This is a genomic window from Plantactinospora sp. BC1 (assembly GCF_003030345.1).
GTDB lineage: Bacteria > Actinomycetota > Actinomycetes > Mycobacteriales > Micromonosporaceae > Plantactinospora.
Window position 1 is genome coordinate 7,428,494 of sequence record NZ_CP028158.1, and the last position, 21,656, is coordinate 7,450,149.

Sequence of the window (21,656 nt, forward strand, 5' to 3'; positions counted from 1 at the left end):
CACCGGGCACTGCCGGGACCGGGCTCAGGAGGCCGTCCCGGCGGGCGGGCTGCCGGGTACCGGCACGGGGGTCGGCGCCGGGGTCGGCGCGGCGGTGGCCGGCGGCAGGGTCGGTACCGGGGCGGAGGGCGGCCCGGCCGAGGCCGTCGGGCCGGGCGTGGCCGCGGGCTCGGTCGGCGTCGGCGAGCCGCCGGGCTCGGTCGGTGCCGGTGCGGCGGTGCCGGACGGCGGCGCGGGCGACGAGCTCGGTGCGGACGGCGACCCGGTCGGTGCGTCCGGCGACGGCGAGGGTGACGTCTCCGGCGGCGGGGTGGGCGCGGGCGACTGGGTCGGCGGCCCGGCGGTCGGTGGCACCGGTACCCCCGGCTCGTTCGCGCCCGGCGGGTCGACCGGCGGCGGCAACCGCCCGGGTTCGGTTCCGGACGGGCCGGGCCGGTCGGGCACGGCGCCGGGCGGGACGAGGAGCGGCAGCCAGCCGGTCCGTTCGGACCTGGCGCCGGTACCGGCCGGTCCGGGCTCCACCACCGGCGGCACGCCCGGTTGCCGGGGCACCACCTCCGGCGGCGCGCCGACCGGGGGCGGGACGAACGGGGTGGCGTCGGCCGGGCGCATCCCGTCGGAGACCGTCGCCGAGCCGCTGCCGATCGCCGCCATGATCGGCAGCGAGGAGGTTCCGGCCAGCAGCGCGACGGTGAACAGGTACCGGCGGGCCGGGCCGGCGAGCCCCTCCGCCCGGTGCACTCCGGTCACCCTCCGATATCCGACGTGCGCGCCACCGGACCGGCGGTGCCGGGCCAGCAGCATGGGAGCCGGTGGCTCGTAACCGTGGTTGGGCACGGAAAACTCCTCGTCGTCGGCGGCGCGGGCCAGGCGGCGGCCGGGTGGGACGGGTCGCGGCGACCGTGACGCCGCCGCTACCTACAGTGGCGGAGTAACCCTCTGTTGGCCAGCGTCACACAGCGTGTCAGCGGTTGAGTTTCGATCGACTCGACCTGCGTACCCGATCAAATCGGTTGATGTGGTGCGAAGCCGGCGGCGACCCGGATCCGACGGAGGCCGACCTGTAGCGATACCGACCTGCTCTGCGAATATGGAGCCGACGGCAACGCGGCCGCGACCTTCGCGCACCCCGCGGCAGGCAGGACGTGGTGCCGGCGCTCGGTGGACCAGGCTCGGCCAGAATCTGGTCCACGCCGCGCGGCTACCCCTACCGGGGAAAGGCGCGGCAGCCACCCCCGGTCCGGCACCAGCCGGACGGGCGCACGAGCTGCGCGGTCGGGACACCCCCGGTGCCGACGCACGAACGACAGGGAGATAGGGATGGCGAAGGGCGATCCCGCGGGCACGGCCCGCGGCAGGCGAGCCACACCCCGGTCCGCACGGTCTGGTGGGAAATCCCCAGGCACTGACCTGGTGCAACTACTCACGCCCGAGGGCGACCGGATCGACAAGGTGACCTGGTCGGACGGCACGGAATACAGCGTCGACTTCACCGACGAGGAATACCGCGGCCTCTACCGGGACCTGGTGCTGGTCCGCCGGCTGGACGCCGAGGCGACCGCGTTGCAGCGGCAGGGCGAGCTGGGCATCTGGGCCAGCCTGCTCGGCCAGGAGGCGGCGCAGGTCGGCTCGGGCCGGGCACTGCGGCCGCAGGACATGGCCTTCCCGACCTATCGGGAGCACGGCGTGCTCTACTGCCGGGGCATCGACCCGATCATGCCGCTGGGCCTGTTCCGCGGCGTCGACCTGGGCGGCTGGGACCCGAACGAGTTCAAGTTCAACATGTACACGATCGTCATCGGGGCGCAGACCCTGCACGCCACCGGCTACGCCATGGGCGTGAACATGGACGGCCGGACCGGCACCGACGACGGCGAGGCGGTGATCGCCTACTTCGGTGACGGCGCCTCCGCGCAGGGCGACGTGAACGAGGCCTTCATCTGGTCGGCCGTCTTCAACGCCCCGGTCGTCTTCTTCTGCCAGAACAACCAGTACGCGATCTCCGAGCCCCTGGAGCGGCAGACCCGGATCCCGCTCTACCAGCGGGCCGCCGGCTTCGGCTTCCCGGGCGTACGGGTGGACGGCAACGACGTACTGGCCACCTACGCGGTGACCCGGGCGGCGCTGGACAACGCGCGTCACGGTCAGGGCCCCACCCTGATCGAGGCGTACACCTACCGGATGGGCGCGCACACCACCACGGACGACCCGACCCGCTACCGGATCGCCAGCGAGGTCGAGGCCTGGCAGGCCAAGGACCCGATCGCACGGGTCAAGGCGTTCCTCACCAGGCAGGGCATCGCGGACGACGCGTTCCTGGCCGAGGTGGAGGAGCAGGCCAAGCAGGAGGCGCTGCGGCTGCGGGAGCGGGTGCTGGAGATGCCCGACCCCGAGCCACTGACCCTCTTCGACAACGTCTTCCCGAACGGCTCGCCCGAGGTGGACGCGCAGCGCGAGTTCACCGCCCGTTACCTGGACTCGTTCGAGGGGAGCGTGCACTGATGGCCACCGAGACCCTCACCCTGGGCAAGGCGATCAACCGCGGCCTGCGCCGCGCACTGGAGCACGACCCCAAGGTCGTGATCATGGGCGAGGACGTCGGCAAGCTCGGCGGCGTCTTCCGGATCACCGACGGCCTGCAGAAGGACTTCGGCGAGAACCGGGTGATCGACACCCCGCTCGCCGAGTCCGGCATCATCGGCACCGCGGTCGGGCTCTCCATCCGGGGGTACCGGCCGATCTGCGAGATCCAGTTCGACGGCTTCGTCTACCCGGCGTACGACCAGATCGTGTCGCAGGTGGCCAAGATGCACTACCGCTCGCAGGGCAAGGTACGGGTGCCGATGGTCATCCGGATCCCGTTCGGCGGCGGCATCGGCGCGGTCGAGCACCACTCGGAGTCCCCGGAGGCGTACTTCGCGCACACCGCCGGGCTCAAGGTGGTGGCCTGCTCGTCGCCGCAGGACGCGTACACGATGATCCAGCAGGCGGTCGCCTCCGACGATCCGATCGTCTTCCTGGAGCCGAAGCGGCGCTACCACGAGAAGGGCCAGGTGGACCTGGACGCCCCGCTCGGTGACGCGTACCCGCTGCACGCCGCCCGGGTGGTCCGGCCGGGCCGGGACGCCACGCTGCTGGCGTACGGGCCGATGGTGCGTACCGCGATGGAGGCGGCCAGCGCCGCCGAGGAGGACGGCCGGGACCTGGAGGTCATCGACCTGCGCACCCTCTCCCCGCTGGACCTCGGCCCGGTCTACGAGTCGGTGAAGCGCACCGGGCGGTGCGTGGTGGTGCACGAGGCACCCGGCAACCTCGGGCTCGGTTCCGAGATCGCGGCCCGGATCACCGAGGAGTGCTTCTACTCCCTGGAGGCCCCGGTGCTCCGGGTGACCGGCTTCGACACGCCCTATCCGGCCGCCCGGCTGGAGGAGGACTACCTGCCCAACCTCGACCGGGTGCTCGACGGCGTCGACCGCACCTTCGGGTGGTGAGCGGGATGTCGCGGGTGCGGGAGTTCCCCCTGCCGGATCTCGGCGAGGGGCTGACCGAGGGCGAGATCCTCAAGTGGCTGGTCGCGGTCGGTGACACCGTCGAGTTGAACCAGCCGGTGGTCGAGGTCGAGACGGCGAAGGCGGCGGTCGAGATCCCGGCGAAGTGGGCCGGGAAGATCACCGCGATCTTCCACGACGAGGGCACGGTGGTCGACGTCGGCTCGCCGATCTTCGCGGTGGACACCGACCCGGGCGCCGGTGACCTGCCGGAGCCGTCGGCGGCGTCGCTGGCCGCCGTCGAGATCGCGCCCGCCGAGGGCGCCGTCGAGCCCGGGCTGATCGGCGGGCCCGCTCCGGGTGGCCGGACGGCGGTGCTGGTCGGGTACGGTCCGCGCACCGGCGCCGCGAAGCGCCGGCCGCGCAAGGGTGCCGGGGTACCGGCCCCGAACGGTGTCGCGGTGACGGCCTCGGCGCCGGCTCCGGTCGCGGCCCCGGCTCGCGAGCCGGTACGCCCGACAGCGCCCGAGCCGGTGCGTCCGGCGGCCGCCACCCCGGCACCCCGGACCGGCGGGACCGCCGCCGGAGCGGGTGGACTGGTGCTGGCGAAGCCGCCGGTGCGCAAGCTCGCCAAGGATCTCGGGGTCGACCTGCGTACCCTGACCGGCTCGGGACCGCTCGGCTCGATCACCCGGGACGACGTACACCTGGCGGCGGCGGGCGCGACGACGGCGGCCGAGCCGGCGCCGACGACCGGTGCCGCGACGGCGCCGGCCTTCGGGCCGGACCGGGAGCAGCGGATTCCGGTCAAGGGCGTGCGGAAGCTGACCGCGCAGAACATGGTCGCGTCGGCGTTCAGCGCGCCGCACGTCACCGAGTTCCTGACGGTCGACGTGACCCGCTCGATGAAGGCGCTCGACCGGCTGCGCAAGCGCCGGGAGTGGCAGGACGTCCGGGTCTCCCCGCTGCTGCTGGTCGCCAAGGCCGTGCTGCTGGCGGTCCGGCGGCACCCGATGGTCAACTCGACCTGGGCCGGCGAGGAGATCGTCGTCAAGGAGTACGTCAACCTCGGCATCGCGGCGGCGACCGAGCGCGGCCTGATCGTGCCGAACATCAAGGACGCCGGCCGGCTCACCCTGCGGGAGCTGGCGGACGCGATGACGGCACTGGTGCAGACCGCCAAGGCGGGGAAGACGGCTCCGGCGGACATGACCGGCGGCACGCTGACCATCACCAACGTCGGCGTCTTCGGGGTCGACACCGGTACCCCGATCCTGCCGCCCGGCGAATCGGCGATCCTGGCCTTCGGCGCGGTCCGGGAGATGCCCTGGGTGCACAAGGGCAAGATCAGAGTGCGGCAGGTCACCACCCTCGGGCTCTCCTTCGACCACCGGATCATCGACGGCGAGTTGGGTTCGAGGTTCCTGCGTGACGTCGGCGACTTTCTGGCCGACCCGGAGGCGGCGCTGCTCGGCTGGACCTGACCTTCGGCACGGCACGAACACCTGGCAGGAAGCGGCCGGTGTGTCCCGGGTTACCTCCGGGCACACCGGCCGTATCCATATGGTTACGAAGAATCATCGTGCAGATGACCGCCAGACCTTAGATTCTTAGGCTGGTGGTCCAGCTCACCTAATAATCGGTGGCAGGAGCGTCCCCCGCGAGGTTCAATGGACACATCAGACGCGGAGACAACCGAATAGCCAGGGGGCGCAACACCATGAGCATGCTCAACCGAATTCGTAACCGCCGGGACAGCGCGCGTCGGGCGCGGGCCATCGAGCGGGCACTGCGGGCGACCAGTTCGCCGGCTGCCCGTGACGAGATCCTGATCGCCGCGCAGCGTTACTACGGCTGACCTCGACAGACTCCTCACCTCCTCCGCACCACACCGACGGCCCGTCCGGAGCGCTCCGGGCGGGCCGTCGGTGTTTCCACCCGCACGCCACCGGAGTACCGCCGCCACTACACCGCCCGGTACGGTGAGGCTCGGTCGTCGCCCGACCGGCCGGTAGGACGTACGCCGAACAGATGTCGGTTCGGCTCGCCCTGGACGACCGGGCCCGGCGACCCGCGCTGCCCGAGCGGTGCCGGTTCGTACCGGCTACCGTGCGGGGAGCTTGCCCAGCCCGGTGTCGCGCCGGAGTCGTCGGCAACCTGGCTGGCGACCGGCGCGCGAGACCGGCGCGGCCGACATGTGATGGAGGAGGCGCGCGCATGACGTCCGAGGATCCGCAGCACCCCGGCCGGTGGCCGGACGAGGCTGCGCCGGGCGCCGCAGGCCCAGCCCCGTACGGCAACCCCGCACCACACCACGACGACCGGTTCCCGCCGCAGGGTTCCGTTGGTACGCCACCGGCCGATCTCGGCTGGGCCCCGCCGCCGTCGGCGGGCCGGGCCAGCGCGCCGGTGGCCTGGAACGAATCACCCGGTGCGCCCCCCGGGCACCCCGGCCCGGCCGGCTGGGCAGCTCCGGGCGAGGACCCGGGCCCGGCCGGCTCCCGGCCGGACGGCCCGTGGGGCCCGCCGCCGGAGGCCGCCGGCGCACCGTCGGCGCCCTCGGAGGGGTCGGGCTTCCCGCCGGAGTGGGGGAGCCCGCCCAACCAGTCCGGCCCACCGCGCTGGACCGGTGCCGGCCAGCCCGCCGAGCCGTCGAGCGGCCCCCCGGGATATCCGCCCGGGTCCGGCGCGTCCGCCGGCCCGCAGGGCTACCCCGACCAGCCCGGCGGACCGCCCGGCTACCCCGACCCGTCGCCCGGCGGCGCCCCCGGCTACCCCGGCCAGCAGTACGGCGCCCCGGGCTACCCGTCGGCGGCACCGGGCAGCCCGGCGTACCCGTCGGCGGCGGGCAGCCCCGCCCAGCCCGCCGAGCCGCCGAGCTATCCGCCGGTCAACCGCCCGGCCATCCCGGAGGGTGAGCCGTGGCCGGCCTCCGAGGCCTGGGGCGCGGCGTCCCGCCCGGATTCCGGCTCTCGCCCGGACGCCGGGTCCCGGCCGGACGCCGGTGGGCCGCCGAGCGACTATCCGCAGCGCCCCGCCGACCGCAACCACCCGGGCGAGCCGGAGCCGCCGCACGGCGGTGCACCGCAGGCGTCCGCCTGGGCACCTCAGGCGCCGACCTGGTCGGCGGGACCCGGCGACGGCAGGCCCGGCCCGTTCGAGCCGGCCCGGCCGGAGTTCGACCGCCGGGAACCCGATTTCGAGCGGCGCGAGCCGGACTTCGAGCGGCGCGGACCCGAGTTCGACGGGCGCGGACCGGACTTCGAGCGGCGCGGACCCGAGTTCGAGCGGCGTGAGTCGGACGGGCCGGCGTACCAGCCGGGTCCGGCGCCGGGGATCTCGCCCGGCAACGCCGTACCGCTGCCGCCGCAGGAGACCCGGATCCCCGGGGCCAGCCTGGCGGCGGCACCACCGGCCGACTATCCGCCGGCCCCCAACCGCCAGCCGGCCGGCGAGTACGGCTCGCCGGCCCGGGAACAGGGCGGCTGGGCGCCCGGGGTCTCCGAGGCGGCACCGCAGTCGCCGGCACCGACCCCCGGGGCCGCGCCGGTCGTACCGCAGCCGAGGGTGCCGACCGATTCGGCGGTCGCCGGCCGGGTCTCCGTACCCGGCGTGCCGGGGACGTCGGAGTCGGCGGGCGCACCCGAGCGGGCCGCCGGTCGCGCCGTCGCCGGAAGTGCCGCCGTACCGGCGGCGAGCCGGGTACTCCCGCCGGCCGACCTCGCCGCCGCAGCGTCGGTACCCGCGCCGAAGCCCAGGGTGTACGGCCGCCCGGCCGGCGCGGACGAACCCGACCAGCAGCCGGGTCCGGCGAGCGGACCGGGCGGCTGGGACGACGCCCAGCCAGGATCGCCGGCCGGCCCGGCCGGTTGGGACGGCGACCGGCCGGGCGGCGCGGAGGCGCGCCGGGCCGGGCCGACGGTCTACGGTGCGCCACCGGCCCAGCCGGGGCCGGGCGAGCACGGTGACGCCTTTTCCGACGAGCCTCCGGCGACCCGGGTGGCCGTTCCCGGCGCCCGGACGCCGCAGTCCGACACGCCGAACCGCCCGGCCAACGCCTCGCCCTTCGCCGACCTGATCGGACCCGGCGGCATGCCCGGTCAGGGCCCGGGCGGGGTCGGCGTGGACGGGCCCGGTCCGAACGGGCCGGCACCGTTCGACGGAGACCGCTTCGGCGGCCCCGGACAGGCCGAACCGGACGGTTTCGGCAGGCCCGGACAGGCGGAACCGGATGGTTTCGGCAGGCCCGGACAGGCCGAACAGCACCGCTTCGGCGGACCCGCCCCGTTCGACGGGGACCGGTTCGGCGGTCCCGGGCAGGGCGAGCCGGACCGGTTCGGGCCCGGACCTGCCGGTGGCGGCCAGTTCGGCGGCCCCGGACAGGGCGAGCCGGACAGGTTCGGCTCCGGACCGTCCGGCGGCCAGTTCGGCGGACCCGCACCCTTCGACGGGGACCGTTTCGGCGGCCCCGGCCCGGGTGGCGCTGGCCAGGCCGGTCCCGGCCAGTTCGGCGCGTCCGCCCCGCCCGGCACCGACCGGTTCGGCGGCCCACCCGGACCGCCCGACTTCGGGCCACCGCCCGGAGGGCCGGGCTTCGGCCCGCCGCCGGACGGAGACGGGCCCGGATTCGCCCGGCCCGGCCCGGCGGGGGCGGGACCGACGACGTACGGGGCGCCCGGGGCGGGACCGGGGACGTACGGGGCACCGCCCGGCGGCCCGCCGCAGTACGGCTCACCGGCGTCCGCCGGCCCGGGCTGGGGCGGCTCCGACGACGGTGCACCCGGACGGTTCGACTCGTTCAAGCCGGAGTCGGCGGAGTCGGAGAGCAAGACCGAGCCGCCGACGCCACAGGTACGCAACGGCAAGGTGCTCTTCCTGGTCCTGGTCGCGGCGGTACTGCTGCTGGCGATCCCGCTCGGCACGCTCTGGCTGCTTGGCAAGATCGGCGGCGAGGACGCGGCACCGCCGTTCAACCCGGCGGTGGGCGCCTGCGTCAAGGACTCCGGCGGCACCCCGGTGATCGCGGACTGCGCCGAACAGGGCGTCTTCAAGGTCGCCTCGAAGGTGACCGACAAGAACGAGTGCCCGGCGGACACCCCGCAGACGATCGTCGTACCGGATCGCAAGGAAGTGCTCTGCCTGCAACCGGCGGCGGCTCCGGCCGGCGGATAGCAGCCGGCCGGCCGAACCGACCCAGCGCCCCGCCCCGGGAACCCGAGGCGGGGCGCTGGTCGTCTCGTGCCGTTCCGGGGTGGGTGGGGTCGGGCCTGCGCGCGCGTGTCAGTCGGGGGCGGGCGTGACGTACACGCCCCGGCCCTGATGCCCCTGGAGCACACCCCGCTCCTGTAGCCGCGCCAGCGCCTGCTTGATGGTCGGCGCCGAGCACCGGTACTGCTCGCTGAGCTGGCTGATCGACGGTAACTGGTCGCCCGGCCCAAGCTCGCCACTCGCGATCTTGGCTTCCACGTCCCGCATGACGCGGCGGTACACCGGCTCGGCCGGCGAGGCAGGTGCAGGCATCTGAGGTCCCCCTGGGTAGTCAACCAAGATCGGACCATGAGTGACCTGGCAACACAAGCAAGCCCACGCATCGACGTTGACTTGTCCTACCTGGCAATCTAAGTTGGCTGGGCAGGTCGGGTGATCTCCACGGCGGGCGGCTCCTCCGAGTCCGTCCGCACCGCTCCTTTCGTCGCGGGACGACAACCCCCTGACCATGGCCCGCATCGCACCGTGCCCCAGCCGCAGCGGGGCGCCCCTCGGCCGGAGGATCCCGACCACCAACTTGGCTTACCAAGCTTTACAAGTGTGAGGAGCTCAGATGACGCTCGTACTGACACGCCGCCGCCTGCTGGCCGGTGCGGCGGTTACCGCCACCGCGGCGATGACGGCCTGCGACGACGGCGAGGGCAGCGCCAGCGCCCAACCGGAGGTGGAGAAGGTCTCGATCCTGAGCGGGGCGGGCTTCCAGGGCCGGGAGGCCCCGATCTTCGTGGCCCGGTCCAAGGGCTGGTTCAGCGAGGTCGGGCTGGAGGTGCAGGTCCTGTCGGGCAAGGGCACCACGAGCAACCTGCAGACCCTGGCCGGTGGTCAGGCCACCTTCGCCACGGTGGACGTGAACGGCGCGATGATCGAGTTCACCCGGAACGGCGGGATCAAGGACTTCAGGCTGACGTCCGTACTGCACCAGCGGAACCTGGCGTGCTTCGTCGCGCTCAAGTCGAGTGGCATCGCCACGCCGCGTGACCTGGCCGGCAGGACGCTCTCCTACCTGCCCGGCGGGATCAACTACCTCCTCTTCAGCACCTATGCCCGGCTCGCCGGCTTCGACTCCTCCAAGGTCAAGTGGGTGAGCAACCCGATCGCGACCCAGCACGCGGCGATGCTCGCCCAGAAGAGGGTCGACGCGATCAGCCAGTTCGTCCCGGCGGTGGAATCGGTCCGGACGGTGGCGAAGCAGGATCTGGTCACCCTGCCCTTCACGGACTACATCGGCGACCTGCACGGTTCCGCCATCGGCGTCACCACGGAAACCGCCCGGAACAAGCCGGATCTGGTCCGTCGGTTCAACCGGGCGCTGCTGCGCGGGCTGGAGTACGCGATCAGCCATCCCGAGGAGGCCGGTCAGATCTACGCCGCCGAGAAGGAGACGCAGGGACAGCCGCCCGCGGCGGCGGTCGCCGAGGTGAAGGCGCTGCGGGCGTACGTCGAGGGCATCTCGGACGGCCCGCTCGGCCACTTCAACGAGGCGCGGATGGCCAAGAACATCGCGATTCTCCAGGCCGCCGGGACGATCCCCGTGGGGCTCACCCCGGGCGACATCATCGCGCCCGACCTGGTCGGGTAGGCCCCGTCGGCATGCCACGCCGCGCAGGCTCCGCGCATCCGCCCCGCTGGCGTTCCGCGCTCTCCACCGTCGGAACGCCGCTGGTGGGCGTCGCCGGGTTCGTCGCCGCCTGGTGGGCGGCGGTCGTCGTCCTGGACGTCGCGCCGTACGTCGTGCCGGGGCCGCCGGCGGTGGCCGCGGCGATCCGGGACGAGCCGGGTTACCTGCTGCGGAACGCGGCCGTCACGCTCGGCGAGGCGATGGCGGGATTCGCCCTCGCGATCGCCTCCGCCGTGCTGCTCGGTACCGTCCTCGCGGCCTCACGCCGGCTCGAACGGGCCCTCTACCCGATGCTGTTGACCATCAGCAGCACACCGAAGCCGGTCTTCGCTCCGCTGCTCATCACGATCGGCGGTTTCGGGGCGGGACCGAAGGTGGTGCTGGTCTGGCTGATGTGTTTCTTCCCCATCGCCCTGGCCACCAGTACCGGGCTCACCGCCACCGCCGCGGAGTTCGTGGAGCTGGCCAGGTCCCTGAACGCCTCGCGCTGGACCACCTTCGTGAAGTTCCGGGTGCCGGCCGCACTCCCGCACATCTTCGGCGGTCTCCGGATCGCGCTACCACTGGCACTCATCGGCGCGACCGTCGCCGAACTCTTCGGGGCGACCGAGGGGCTCGGCGTCGTCGTCCAGAACGCCGGCACCAACGCGGCGCTGGCCTGGGCGGCGATCGTCGTACTCGCGGCGATGAGCATCAACCTCTTCTACGCCCTCACCGCCACCCTGCGGGCAGTCGCCCCCTGGATCCGGCACACCACCGCCTGACAACCACGAGGAGAACCTGTGTCGACCACCTACATCTTCCGGGACGCGGAAACCGACAACGACGTCATGCTCCGGGCGCTGGCGGGGATGTACGACCCGTTCAGCGAGCGGCGACTGCGCGAGGCGGGGATAGCCGAGGACGCCCGGTGCCTGGTGGTGGCGGTCGGTGCGAGCGGCATCGCCCGGACGATCGCCGGGCTGGCCCCGCGCGGCGAGGTGATCGCCACCGATGTCGACCTGCGCCCCTGCCAGCGGGACCCGCGCGTCGACCTGCGTGAGCACGACGTGGTGACCGATCCGCTGCCCGGGATGTTCGACCTCATCCACGTCCGGCTGCTGCTCGGACACCTGCCGCAGCGGCTCGACGTGCTCGGGAAACTCGTCGACGCGCTCAACCCGGACGGCGTGCTGGTCGTCGAGGAGTTCGAGGCGACCTGGCGTACCAGCGTGCTCGCCGCACCGGACCCCGACGAGGCCGACCGGCTCTTCGGCGCCTACCACGACGCCTTCCAGGCCGCGTTGCAGGACGCCGGGAACCGCTCGAAGTGGAGCCGCCGGGTGCACGGCGCCATGCTCGACCTGGGTCTGACGGAGTGCGACACCGTCGGGTACACCGGGACCTGGGCCGGCGGCAGCCACGGCTGCCTGCTTCCGTGGGGCACCGCCGGTGCGATCCGGCAGAAGCTGATCGACGCGGGCATGTCCGCGGCCGACCTGGACGCCTTCCGGCAGCTGCTGCTCGTCCCGGAACTGAGGGTCAAGGGCAATCTGGCGTTGTCCACCGTCGGCCGGCGGCGGCGTTGAGCGGGTACCGGAGAAGGTCGGAATCGGGGCGGAGGCGTGCCGCCGTCGACCGCGCCGACTACCGGCAATCTGCCAGACACCTGACCGAATGGTGTAACACATATTGGATAGGGTCTATCCGGCGCTGCCGGCGGACACCATCGAGTCACCCAGCGTGACAGTGGATGCCTCGGCACCACAGTTGTGCACTTCCGGATCCGAGATGCTGACAGTTCGCAAGGAGCCACCGATGAGCAGCGATCCTCATCCGGGCTGGTGTGACCCGGGCGAATGCACCGCGAGCTTTCGCGGCCTCCACCCCGACGCCTCGCCGCCGACCCACGCCAGCCGGTGGTACGACTGCAATCCGCAGGACGACCGGCAGGCGGTCGAGGTCACGGCCCAACTCGTGCAGTACGTCGACGACCCCCGGCCGCGACCCTTCATCCGCTTCGCCCGGGCCGACTTCGAGGACCGGCAGGTCTTCCACATCACCGTCGAGCAGGGCGGTGCGCTGGTGGAGGCGCTGGCCGACATGCTCCGCCGGGCCGGCGCCGCCGGGCCGGCCGCCGGGGCACGGCCACGGGTCAACTCCTCGCCGTAGCCGCCGGCCGGTTCGGCGTACCACAATGCCCGGGGCCCGGGGACGGTCCCGGCGATGGCATGGCAGGGTTGCCGTATGGCTACTTCGCCCCGCGTACGCGCACCCGAACTGAGGGGCCGCCGGTGGCTCAACACCGGTGGAGCGGATCTGACCCTGCACGACCTGCGCGGCAAGATAGTCATTCTGGACTTTTGGACCTTCTGCTGCATCAACTGCCTCCACGTGCTGGACGAGCTGCGCCCGCTGGAGGAGAAGTACGGCGACGTCCTGGTGGTGATCGGGGTGCACTCGCCGAAGTTCGAGCACGAGCGTGACCCGGAGGCGCTGGCCGCCGCCGTCGAGCGGTACGGCGTCGCCCATCCGGTACTCGACGACGCCGAGATGGCGGTCTGGCAGCAGTACGCCGCGAGGGCGTGGCCGACGCTGAACGTGGTCGACCCGCAGGGGTACGTCGTCGCCACCATGGCCGGTGAGGGCCACGCCGAGGGGCTCTCCCGACTGCTCGACGAGTTGATCGCCACGCACGAGGCGAAGGGCACGCTGCACCGGGGCGAGGGCCCGTACGTGCCGCCGGCCGAGCCGGAGACCGCGCTGCGGTTCCCCGGCAAGGCAATCGAGTTGGCTGGCGGGAACCTGCTGGTCTCGGACTCGGCCCGGCACTCGCTGCTGGAACTGGCCCCGGACGGCGAGACGGTGCTGCGCCGGATCGGCTCTGGCGAGCGGGGCCGGACGGACGGGCCGGCCGAGGTGGCCCGGTTCGCCGAGCCGCAGGGCGTGTGCCGGCTGCCCGAGCACGCCGCCGAGGTCGCCGGCTACGACATCGTGGTGGCGGACACCGTGAACCACCTGCTCCGGGGCGTACGGCTGGCGACCGGCGAGGTGACCACGGTGGCCGGTTCCGGCCGGCAGTGGCGCTCGACGGTGGACGACCACGCGCACGACGCGCTCGCCGCCGACCTCTCCTCCCCCTGGGACCTCGCCTGGTACGACGACCGGGTGATCGTGGCGATGGCCGGCATCCACCAGCTCTGGTGGTTCGACCCGATCAGGCGGACCGTCGGCGTCTACGCCGGCACCACCGTCGAGGCGTTGCGGGACGGGCCGCTGCCGGACGTCTGGATGGCCCAGCCGTCGGGGCTCTCGACCTCCGCCGACGGCCGTCGGCTGTGGATCGCGGACAGCGAGACCAGCGCGCTGCGGTTCGTCGCCGACGGGGTGTTGCACACCGCCGTCGGGCAGGGACTCTTCGACTTCGGCCACGTGGACGGCCCGGCCGAGCAGGCGCTGTTCCAGCATCCGCTGGGGGTCGGCGCGCTGCCGGACGGCTCGGTGCTGGTGGCCGACACCTACAACGGCGCGGTACGGCGGTTCGACCCGGCGACCGGGACCGTCTCGACGGTGGCCACCGGGCTGGCCGAGCCGAGCGACGTGCTGCTGACCGGGGACGGCGAGGTGCTGGTGGTCGAGTCGGCCGCGCACCGGCTGAGCCGGCTGGCGCCGGGTGCCCTCTCCGCCGCCGGGGCCAGCACGGTCGCCGGGAGCCGGCACCGTGCGGAGCGCCCGCCGACCGATCTCGCCGCCGGGGAGCTGACCCTGGACGTCATCTTCGAGCCGCCGCCCGGGCAGAAGCTGGACTCCTCGTTCGGCCCCTCCACCCGGCTGGAGGTCTCCGCCTCCCCGCCCGAGCTGCTGCTCGACGGTGCCGGGGTGAGCACGGAGCTCTCCCGCCGGCTGGTGTTGAACGACCAGGTCGACTCCGGGGTGCTCCAGGTCGTCGCGCAGGCCGCCACCTGTGACGCCGAGGCCGAGCACGCCGCCTGCCACCTGAGCCGCCAGGACTGGGGGGTGCCGGTGCGCATCACCCCGGACGGGGTGCACCGGCTGCCGTTGGTCCTGCGTGGACTGGACAGCTGACCGGGGACGTGACCGGAACCACTGACCGATCACTACCACCGAGTAACCTACGGTGCCGTAACCTGGTTGGGTGAGTACCTCAGCCCCGATCCGACTGCGCCCCGTCGACCTGGGCAAGCCGCGGATGCGAGGCTGGCTGCACGCGTACGCCTTCTTCGTCGCGGTGGTGGCCGGCGTCGTGCTCTGCGCGGTCGCCGCCACCCGGCCGGGCTGGACGCCCCTGGTGAGCTGCCTCGTCTACAGCGTCACGGTCTGCGGCCTCTTCGGCACCAGCGCGCTCTACCACCGGCGGGTCTGGTCCGAACGGCGCTACCGGCTGATGCGCCGGCTCGACCACTCGATGATCTTCGTGTTCATCGCCGGTACGTACACGCCGTTCTGCCTGCTGCTGCTCTCGGCGGAGAGCGCGGCGGTCCTGCTGCTGATCGTCTGGGGCGGCGCGGTGGCCGGGGTGGCGATGAAACTGGTCTGGCCGCACGCGCCCCGCTGGGTCTCCGCCCCGCTGTATCTGGCCCTGGGCTGGGTGGCCGTCGCGGTCCTGCCGGACATCCTGGACCGGGGCGGGGTCACCGTACTCGCGCTGCTGGTCGCCGGTGGCGCCGCCTACAGCGTCGGCGCCGTCTGCTACGCGCTGCGCCGTCCCAACCCCTGGCCCACGGTCTTCGGGCACCACGAACTGTTCCACGCCTGCACGCTGGTCGCGGCGATCTGCCACCACGTCGCGATCTACTTCGCCCTGTTCGCCTGACCCCTCACGGGTCGGCCGGCCCGCGAGGGGATGCTCCTATGGAAGTCAAGGGGTGTTGAGGGCGGTGAAGTCGGCGAGGAGGGCGGTGTGGACCTCGCGGACGATGTAGCGCTTGAGGCAGCGCATGATCTCTTTCTTGCTGAGTCCTTGTTTGGGTCCATGTGGTGAAGAGGGCGTGTGTGTGGGTGTCTGTGCGTGGTCGTATAGAGATTGATGGAGGGTAGGATAGAGTGGTGTGGAATTAGTTTGTTGGGGGGGGGGGGTGGTGGGTGGTGGGGGGGGGGGGGGTGTGGGGGGGGGGGGGGGGGGGGGGAGGGGGGGAGGGGGGGGGGGGGAGGGGGGGGGGGGGGGGGGGGGGGGGGGGGGGGGGGGGGGGGGGGGGGGGGGGGGGGGCGGGGGGGGGGGGGGTGCGGGGGCGGCCGGTGGTGACCGACCGCCCCCGCGACTACCTAAGGTGCGGAACGTTCCGGGTCAGAGCCTTCCGCCCCGCTTCACCCGGGTCGGGTCCTCGACCAGCCGACCGGTGCCCTGCACCGGCTTGCCGTCGTTGGCCCTGACCCCGGAGGCGCTCGGACTGCCACCGAGCCGGACGATCATCGCGTCGGCGTCCCGGACCAGTACGTCCCGGATCTCCGCCTCGGCGACCAGCCCGGCGTCGGCGGCGAGCGCCTTGAACTGGCCGAGCTGGTTGATCGCCCTGTTGTCGTTGCCGTTCGCCTCGGCCTGGCGGACCGTGTCGAGCTTGTTCGACAACTGCTTGTGCCCCTTGGCCGACAGCCGACCCGTCGCCTTGAACCGGTCCAGCAACTGCTGCATGTCCCGGAACGAGGTGGTGACGAAGAACCGTACGGTCGAGGTCGTCACGTTGCCGGCCCTGTCCGTCGCGGTCACGGTCAGCTCGTGCAGGCCGAGCGGCAGCTCGTACATCGCCTGGAGGGTGTTCGGATGGTACGGCCGACCGTCCAGCGTGCCCACCGTGGCCTTGATTCCGGAGGTCGGGTCGACCGCCGACCAGTTCACCCGGACGTCCTGACTGTCGCCGTAGAGCTGGCCGTCGGCGAGCCCGGAGACGAGTACGGTCGGCTTCACACCGTCGATCTTCAGGATCGCCGACTTGAGCGTCTCGGCGTTGCCGGCCGCGTCGGTGGCCCGGTAGAGCAGCTCGTGCTGCCCGTCCCCGGTCACGTTCACCGGCTCGGTGTACGCCGTCCAGGCGCCGCCGTCGAGCGACCACTCCAGTGTGGCCACCCCGGAACCGGCGTCGGTCGAGGCCAGCGTCACCGGGATGGTGCCGCCGTGCCAGCCGTCGTCGGTCGGCGGGGCGAACGCGGCGGTGCTGACCGGCGCGGTGGCGTCGATCTTCACCTCGACCGACTTCGTCGCCTCGACGTTGCCCGCCTCGTCCACCGAACGGAACCGCAGGGTGTGCGGGCCGTCCCCGGCGACGAGTACCGGCCCGGCGTAGGGCGTCCAGGTCGTCGCGTCGTCGAGCTGGTGTTCGGTGCGGGCCACCCCGCTGCCCCCGGCGTTGTCGGTGGCGGCGAGGGTCACCGTCACCGGGCCGGTGTGCCAGCCGCCGGTCGGGGTGCCCGAGACGGTGGCGGTGGTCACCGGGGCGGCCTCGTCGACCGTCTCCGTGCTGAGCCGGAAGTAGTCGAAGGAGACCGTCTTCGAGGCGGTCTGGGCCGCACCGAGGCTGAACAGGCCGATCCGCGGCGTGGCACCCACGGCGGCGTTGGTCAGCGGCGCCAGCTCCGTCCAGGTCGCCCCGTCGGTCGAGTACGCCGCCGTGTAGGTGTCGCCCGACCTCGCCAGTCGCAGGTGCCACACCGACTCGGTGAGGTTCGTCGCCTGCGGCTGCGGGTCCTGCACGGCCGCGGCGATCTCGCTGCGGAACTCGATGCGCCGGTTGACCGGCTGCCCCACCTGGTTGTCGGCGATGAAGTCGAACTTCAGGTAGTTGTCGTCGTCGCCGTAGACGATCAGGCCGGCCTGCTGGTACTGCTCGTCCAGTTTGCTGCCGTCGACCCTCGTCTGGATCGTCCAGTCCCCCTCGGGGGCGGTCTGGAGTACGAAGTTCGTCGGCCCGGTGTTGTTGCCGGTGTAGATGTCACCGTTCGGCACGTCGATGTGCAGCGCGCCGTCGGCGACCCGGTAGCCCGTCGGGTCCTCCCGGACGATCCCGTCCCACCGGCACTTGTCGAGGCTGGTCCCGGTGAACTCGTCGTTCGGGGTCACCTCGCCGGCCGGCTCGTCCGGGGTGACCTGGAACCAGTCGAAGCTGGCGTCCACCACGGGTGCGGCGGTGCCGCCGTTGAGCGCGAACAGCCCGATCCTCGGGTCAGTGATGCCGGCCAGCGCCGCCGACCGGCCGACCGGGGTGAAGGTCTGCCCGTCGGCCGAGAAGGCCGCGGTCAGGTTCACTCCGTCGCTGGTCAGCCGCAGGTGGATCGTGTCGCTGGCCGGTGCGGCCGCCGAGTCGCCGCCCTCGTTGCGCGGGGTGCCGGCGGTCTCCCGGATGAACTCGACCCGCCGGCTGCCGTTGTACAGCAGGTCCAGCTTGGCGTAGTTGTCGTCGTCGCCGTAGACGATCAGGCCGGCCTGCTGGTAGTTCTCGACCGCCGCCAGGCTCAGTTTGGTGGTGGCCTGCCAGCTACCGTCCGGCGCGGGTTGCAGCACGACGTTGGTGGCGTCGTTGCGGCTGCCGTAGAGGTCGCCGACCGAGGTGGGCAGGACGAGCGCGCCGCCCCGCACCCCGTAGAGCTGGTTCTCCCGGACCACCGTCGACCAGCGGCCCTTGTCCAGCTCGCCGCCGGTGAAGTCGTCCGAGCGGGCCCCGAAGCAGGAGGTGTTCGGCGCCTCCACCTTCACCGTCACCGTGGCGTACGCGGCCGCGCCGCGCGAGTCCGTCACGGTCAGGGTCGCGGTGAACGTCCCCGGGCCGGTGTACGTGTGCGTGGCGTCCAGGGTGTCCGCCGTGCCCCCGTCCCCGAAGTCCCAGGCGTACGTCAGCGGGTCGTCGCCCTCGGCGTCGCTGGCGGTGCCGTCGAAGCTCACCGCGACCGGCGCGGTGCCGGTGCTCGGGGTGGCGGTGGCGGTCACCGTCGGCGGCGCGTTGTCGGTGACGCCGCGACCGAGGAAGTCGACCCAGTTGACGTTGACGATCGCACCCGTGCCGGTGGCCCCGACCGGGTTCTTCGCCACGAAGAAGAGCGGCCCGCTGGTGGTGCTCGGTGCGGAAAGCTCCACCGTGGCGTTGGCGAAGGTCTGCCAGCCGCCGGTGTCCGGCACGGTGGCGGTGGCCAGCACCGGGCCGTCGGCCGCGCCGGAGCGTACCTCGATCCGGGCGCCGCCACCGGCCGAGGAGGCCCGGAACCGGAACCCGGTGATCCCGGTCAGGTTGGTCGGGTCGAAGCTCCAGTAGTCGCCGTCCTCGACCCAGCCGATGTTCTGGAAGCCGCCCTCGACGTCGGTGGTGGCCTGGGTCTGCACGCCCGGGTCACCGCCGCCGACGCCGTCCGGCGCCCGGCCGGTCGCCGCGAAGTATTCCGCCTGCTTCCGCTTCGGCTGCAACTGCTCGATCGCCCGGCCGGTCAGCGCGTTGGACCCGCCGGCCCCGCCGCCGTCGGTGTAGCTGGCCTCGAAGACCGCGAAGACGTTGGCGTCGGCGCCGTGCCCGGAGGCGAGCGAGGTCTGCACGGTGCCGGTGCAGCCGGTCTGGTCGTCGAGCGGGTGGGCGTGCTCGTCGTGACCCAGGTAGTACTGGAGGGTCACCCGGTCGCAGTCGATCGTCCCGTCCTCCGGGTCGGTCACCCTGACCGTGTACTTCACCTGGTCGCCCCAGTCGAAGAACCCGCCGTCCGGCGGGAACTCGATGGTCACCGTCGGGGCGGTGTTGCCGACCGTCACCGGTACGTTCGCCACCGCCGTCCGGCCGGTGTCGCCCGTGACGGTGAGCTGGGCGGTGTAGTTGCCGGCCGCCGGGTACGTGTGCGTCGGGTTCGGCTCGGTCGAGGTGCCGCCGTCGCCGAAGGTCCAGGCGTAGCTGATCGGGCCGCCGTCCGGGTCCCGGGAGCCCTCGCTGGAGAAGGCCACGGTCAGCGGGGCCGGGCCGGAGGTCGGGTTCGCGGTGGCGACCGCGATCGGCGCCCGGTCACCGGCGATGTACTCGATCCGGTAGACCCCGGAGTTGTCGTTGTTGCCGCCGAAGCCGCTGCCCCACTCGATCAGGTACAGCGCACCGTCCGGGCCGAACTCGAAGTCCATCGGCCGGACGAAGGTCATCCCGGTGAGCAGCTGATTGATGTCCACAAGGGACTTGCCGTCGTCGGTGACCTGGAAGGCGTACATCTTGTTCTGGTTCCACTCGCCGAACATCGCCTTGCCGTCGTAGTACGCCGGCCACTTGCGCTCGGACGGGTTCGCCGGGTCGTACCGGTAGACCGGGCCGCCCATCGGGGCACCGCCGCCACCGATCTCCGGGAAGAGCGGGTTGCCGCCGTAGTCGTAGTCCACGGTGGCCGGGATCGCCGGGGGCAGGTTGGTCAGCCCGGTGTTGTTCGGCGAGTTGTTCACCGGCGCGGCGCAGTCGAACTTCGCCCCGCTCGGCCCGGACGGGAACTGGTAGTCGTTGTAGGCGTAGTTCGCGCCGTGGCAGTACGGCCAGCCGTAGTTGCCGGGCTGGGCGACGGCGTTCCACTCCACCGTCCCCTCCGGACCACGGTTCGGGTTCGCCGCCCCGGCGTCCGGACCGTAGTCCGCCACATAGAGGGTGTCCGACTTCGGGTCGATGCCGATCCGGAACGGGTTCCGGAAGCCCATCGCGTAGATCTCCGGCCGGGTCTTCTCGGTGCCCGGGGCGAAGAGGTTCCCCTGCGGGACGGTGTACGTCCCGTCGTCCTCCGGGTGAATCCGGAGCACCTTGCCGCGCAGGTCGTTGGTGTTGCCGGAGCTGCGCTGCGCGTCGAAGTCCTGCCGGCCCGGCCGCTCGTCGATCGGGGTGAAGGAATTCGACTCGAACGGGTTGGTGTTGTCGCCGGTGGCCAGATAGAGGTTGCCGGCGCTGTCGAAGACCATGCTGCCGCCCGCGTGGCAGCAGGTGTTCCGCTGCGTCGGCACCTGGAGCACGATCTTCTCGCTCGCCAGGTCGAGGGTGTCACCGACCACTGTGAACCGGGACAGGTAGTTGCGGGCCGCCCCGCCGTTCGGGGCGTAGTAGAGGTACACCCAGCTGTTGGTGGCGAAGTCCGGGTCGAGCCGGATCCCGATCAGCCCGTCCTCGTTGCCGGTGAAGACGTCGAGGTCGGCGGCGGTGACCGTGGTGCCGGTCTCCGGCTTGATGATCTGGACCCGGCCGTCGCGTTCGATGTAGAAGACCCGCCCGTCGGCGGCGACGTCCAGCTCCATCGGGTTGTTGGTGTTGCTGTCCAGGGTGATCTTCTCGAAGCTGCTGGTCAGCGAGGCGGAGCAGTCGGCCTCCACCGCACCGGCCGCGGTCCGGATCCCGCCGAGCAGGTGGTCGAGGAACTCCGGCTCGGCGTACGACTGCTGGGTGTGGCCGCCGGCCGTGTACCAGGCCCGGCCGCCGTCGTACTCCTGGCACCAGGCGAACGGGTGGTCGTGGCCCATCGCCCCGGCGCCGGGGGCGTAGCTGGTCTCGTCCAGCGAGGCGAGCACGTGTACGTCGCCGCGCGGGTTGTCGCGGAAGTTGTACCACTCGTCGTACCGGGACCACTTCGCCGGGAGGTCCTTCGTGGACTCGTGCGCGTGGTCCTCGACCTTGATTGTGGCCTGCTGGTTGGCCGGGTGCGAGGCGAAGTACGCCCCGACCAGCTCGCCGTACCAGGGCCAGTCGTACTCGGTGTCCGAGGCGGCGTGTACGCCCGCGTATCCGCCGCCGGCCTTGATGTAGCGCTCGAAGGCGGCCTGCTGCTCGGCGTTCAGTACGTCGCCGGTGGTGGAGAGCCACATCACCGCCTGGTACCTGCCGAGGTTGGCGTCGGTGAAGGCCGTCGCGTCCTCGGTGGCGTCGACGGTGAACCCGTGCTCCGTGCCGAGCTGCTGGATCGCGGCGATGCCGGCCGGGATGGAGTCGTGCCGGAAGCCGGCCGTCTTGGAGAAGACCAGCACCCGGAAGGATTCCGCCTCGGCGGCCGGTTCGAGTGCCGGCGCCTTCTTGACGGGTGCCTGGGCCTGGGGCAGGACCGCCGGGGCGGCCGAGGCGGGGGTACCGGCCAGTGCGGTCGTGCCGAGCAGGAGTGCCGCGGTCGCGCCGACCAGGCGGCGCCGGAATCTGCGATGGGGGTGCGGAGGGTGCGAGGTGCCGCCGGAGCGGCCGGGGCTGGACACGGAGGATCTCCTTGGTCCGGTGAGGACAGGGGGATCCCGGGTCGGTACGCCGAAGACCGCCACGGGGTGTGGAGGTACGACCGGAACTCGCCGAAGCTCCGGCCATCGAATTCTGCCTTGT

General features: G+C 72.6%; 14 protein-coding genes. 11 read left to right on the forward strand and 3 right to left on the reverse strand.

Going from position 1 to position 21,656, the window contains the following annotated elements; all coding sequences use genetic code 11:
• Nucleotides 1-24: 24 nt before the first annotated feature.
• The gene (locus C6361_RS37320) at nucleotides 25-837 is read right to left on the reverse strand and encodes a hypothetical protein (protein WP_159079593.1); all 813 of its coding nucleotides are present in this window, start codon (nucleotides 835-837) and stop codon (nucleotides 25-27) included.
• 483 nt (nucleotides 838-1,320) lie between these two features.
• Here C6361_RS37320 and pdhA point away from each other — a divergent pair, with 483 nt between their 5' ends.
• The 5 genes from pdhA (at nucleotide 1,321) to C6361_RS32665 (ending at nucleotide 8,660) form a co-directional block, all read left to right on the forward strand.
• Nucleotides 1,321-2,502 carry a pyruvate dehydrogenase (acetyl-transferring) E1 component subunit alpha gene (gene pdhA / locus C6361_RS32650; RefSeq protein ID WP_107262595.1) on the forward strand — a complete coding sequence of 394 codons (1,182 nt, stop codon included), beginning with the start codon at nucleotides 1,321-1,323 and terminating at the stop codon, nucleotides 2,500-2,502.
• Complete coding sequence (locus tag C6361_RS32655; protein ID WP_107270085.1) at nucleotides 2,502-3,491, forward strand: alpha-ketoacid dehydrogenase subunit beta; 990 nt, start codon at nucleotides 2,502-2,504, stop codon at nucleotides 3,489-3,491. The genes pdhA and C6361_RS32655 overlap by 1 nt, the downstream gene beginning before the upstream one ends.
• 5 nt (nucleotides 3,492-3,496) lie before the next feature.
• Nucleotides 3,497-4,972 carry a dihydrolipoamide acetyltransferase family protein gene (locus tag C6361_RS32660; RefSeq protein WP_107270086.1) on the forward strand — a complete coding sequence of 492 codons (1,476 nt, stop codon included), beginning with the start codon at nucleotides 3,497-3,499 and terminating at the stop codon, nucleotides 4,970-4,972.
• A gap of 236 nt (nucleotides 4,973-5,208) precedes the next feature.
• Entirely contained in the window at nucleotides 5,209-5,346 is a 138-nt protein-coding gene (locus tag C6361_RS37800; protein WP_199853142.1) for a hypothetical protein, read from the forward strand.
• Nucleotides 5,347-5,705: 359 nt separating this feature from the next.
• Entirely contained in the window at nucleotides 5,706-8,660 is a 2,955-nt protein-coding gene (locus C6361_RS32665) for a hypothetical protein (RefSeq protein WP_107270087.1), read from the forward strand.
• A 108-nt stretch (nucleotides 8,661-8,768) separates the two neighbouring features.
• Here C6361_RS32665 and C6361_RS32670 read toward each other — a convergent pair whose 3' ends face one another.
• Entirely contained in the window at nucleotides 8,769-8,963 is a 195-nt protein-coding gene (locus tag C6361_RS32670) for a winged helix-turn-helix domain-containing protein (protein WP_234359154.1), read from the reverse strand.
• Between the two features lie 346 nt (nucleotides 8,964-9,309).
• Here C6361_RS32670 and C6361_RS32675 point away from each other — a divergent pair, with 346 nt between their 5' ends.
• The 6 genes from C6361_RS32675 (at nucleotide 9,310) to C6361_RS32700 (ending at nucleotide 15,187) form a co-directional block, all read left to right on the forward strand.
• Nucleotides 9,310-10,335: an ABC transporter substrate-binding protein gene (locus C6361_RS32675; RefSeq protein ID WP_107270088.1), complete on the forward strand. Its 1,026-nt coding sequence runs from the start codon at nucleotides 9,310-9,312 to the stop codon at nucleotides 10,333-10,335.
• An 11-nt stretch (nucleotides 10,336-10,346) separates the two neighbouring features.
• Nucleotides 10,347-11,138, forward strand: a complete 792-nt coding sequence (locus tag C6361_RS32680) for an ABC transporter permease (RefSeq protein ID WP_107262590.1) — start codon at nucleotides 10,347-10,349, stop codon at nucleotides 11,136-11,138.
• A gap of 18 nt (nucleotides 11,139-11,156) precedes the next feature.
• Nucleotides 11,157-11,942, forward strand: a complete 786-nt coding sequence (locus tag C6361_RS32685) for a trans-aconitate 2-methyltransferase (protein ID WP_107270090.1) — start codon at nucleotides 11,157-11,159, stop codon at nucleotides 11,940-11,942.
• Nucleotides 11,943-12,171: 229 nt separating this feature from the next.
• The gene (locus tag C6361_RS32690; RefSeq protein WP_107270091.1) at nucleotides 12,172-12,525 is read left to right on the forward strand and encodes a hypothetical protein; all 354 of its coding nucleotides are present in this window, start codon (nucleotides 12,172-12,174) and stop codon (nucleotides 12,523-12,525) included.
• Nucleotides 12,526-12,600: 75 nt separating this feature from the next.
• The gene (locus tag C6361_RS32695) at nucleotides 12,601-14,439 is read left to right on the forward strand and encodes an NHL domain-containing thioredoxin family protein (protein WP_107270092.1); all 1,839 of its coding nucleotides are present in this window, start codon (nucleotides 12,601-12,603) and stop codon (nucleotides 14,437-14,439) included.
• Nucleotides 14,440-14,509: 70 nt separating this feature from the next.
• A complete protein-coding gene (locus C6361_RS32700; RefSeq protein WP_107270093.1) occupies nucleotides 14,510-15,187 on the forward strand; it encodes a hemolysin III family protein in 678 nt (225 codons plus the stop codon).
• A 471-nt stretch (nucleotides 15,188-15,658) separates the two neighbouring features.
• Here the strand turns inward: C6361_RS32700 and C6361_RS32710 are convergent, their stop codons facing one another.
• A complete protein-coding gene (locus C6361_RS32710) occupies nucleotides 15,659-21,535 on the reverse strand; it encodes a ThuA domain-containing protein (RefSeq protein ID WP_234359155.1) in 5,877 nt (1,958 codons plus the stop codon).
• Between the last annotated feature and the right edge of the window lie 121 nt (nucleotides 21,536-21,656).

Excerpts from the sequence above, each read along its gene's own strand:
- pdhA (WP_107262595.1), top strand. The coding sequence starts at position 1,321 with ATGGCGAAGGGCGATCCCGCGGGCACGGCCCGCGGCAGGCGAGCCACA.
- C6361_RS32655 (WP_107270085.1), top strand. The coding sequence starts at position 2,502 with ATGGCCACCGAGACCCTCACCCTGGGCAAGGCGATCAACCGCGGCCTG.
- C6361_RS32660 (WP_107270086.1), top strand. The coding sequence starts at position 3,497 with ATGTCGCGGGTGCGGGAGTTCCCCCTGCCGGATCTCGGCGAGGGGCTG.
- C6361_RS37800 (WP_199853142.1), top strand. The coding sequence starts at position 5,209 with ATGAGCATGCTCAACCGAATTCGTAACCGCCGGGACAGCGCGCGTCGG.
- C6361_RS32665 (WP_107270087.1), top strand. The coding sequence starts at position 5,706 with ATGACGTCCGAGGATCCGCAGCACCCCGGCCGGTGGCCGGACGAGGCT.
- C6361_RS32670 (WP_234359154.1), bottom strand. The coding sequence starts at position 8,963 with ATGCGGGACGTGGAAGCCAAGATCGCGAGTGGCGAGCTTGGGCCGGGC.
- C6361_RS32675 (WP_107270088.1), top strand. The coding sequence starts at position 9,310 with ATGACGCTCGTACTGACACGCCGCCGCCTGCTGGCCGGTGCGGCGGTT.
- C6361_RS32680 (WP_107262590.1), top strand. The coding sequence starts at position 10,347 with ATGCCACGCCGCGCAGGCTCCGCGCATCCGCCCCGCTGGCGTTCCGCG.
- C6361_RS32690 (WP_107270091.1), top strand. The coding sequence starts at position 12,172 with ATGAGCAGCGATCCTCATCCGGGCTGGTGTGACCCGGGCGAATGCACC.
- C6361_RS32695 (WP_107270092.1), top strand. The coding sequence starts at position 12,601 with ATGGCTACTTCGCCCCGCGTACGCGCACCCGAACTGAGGGGCCGCCGG.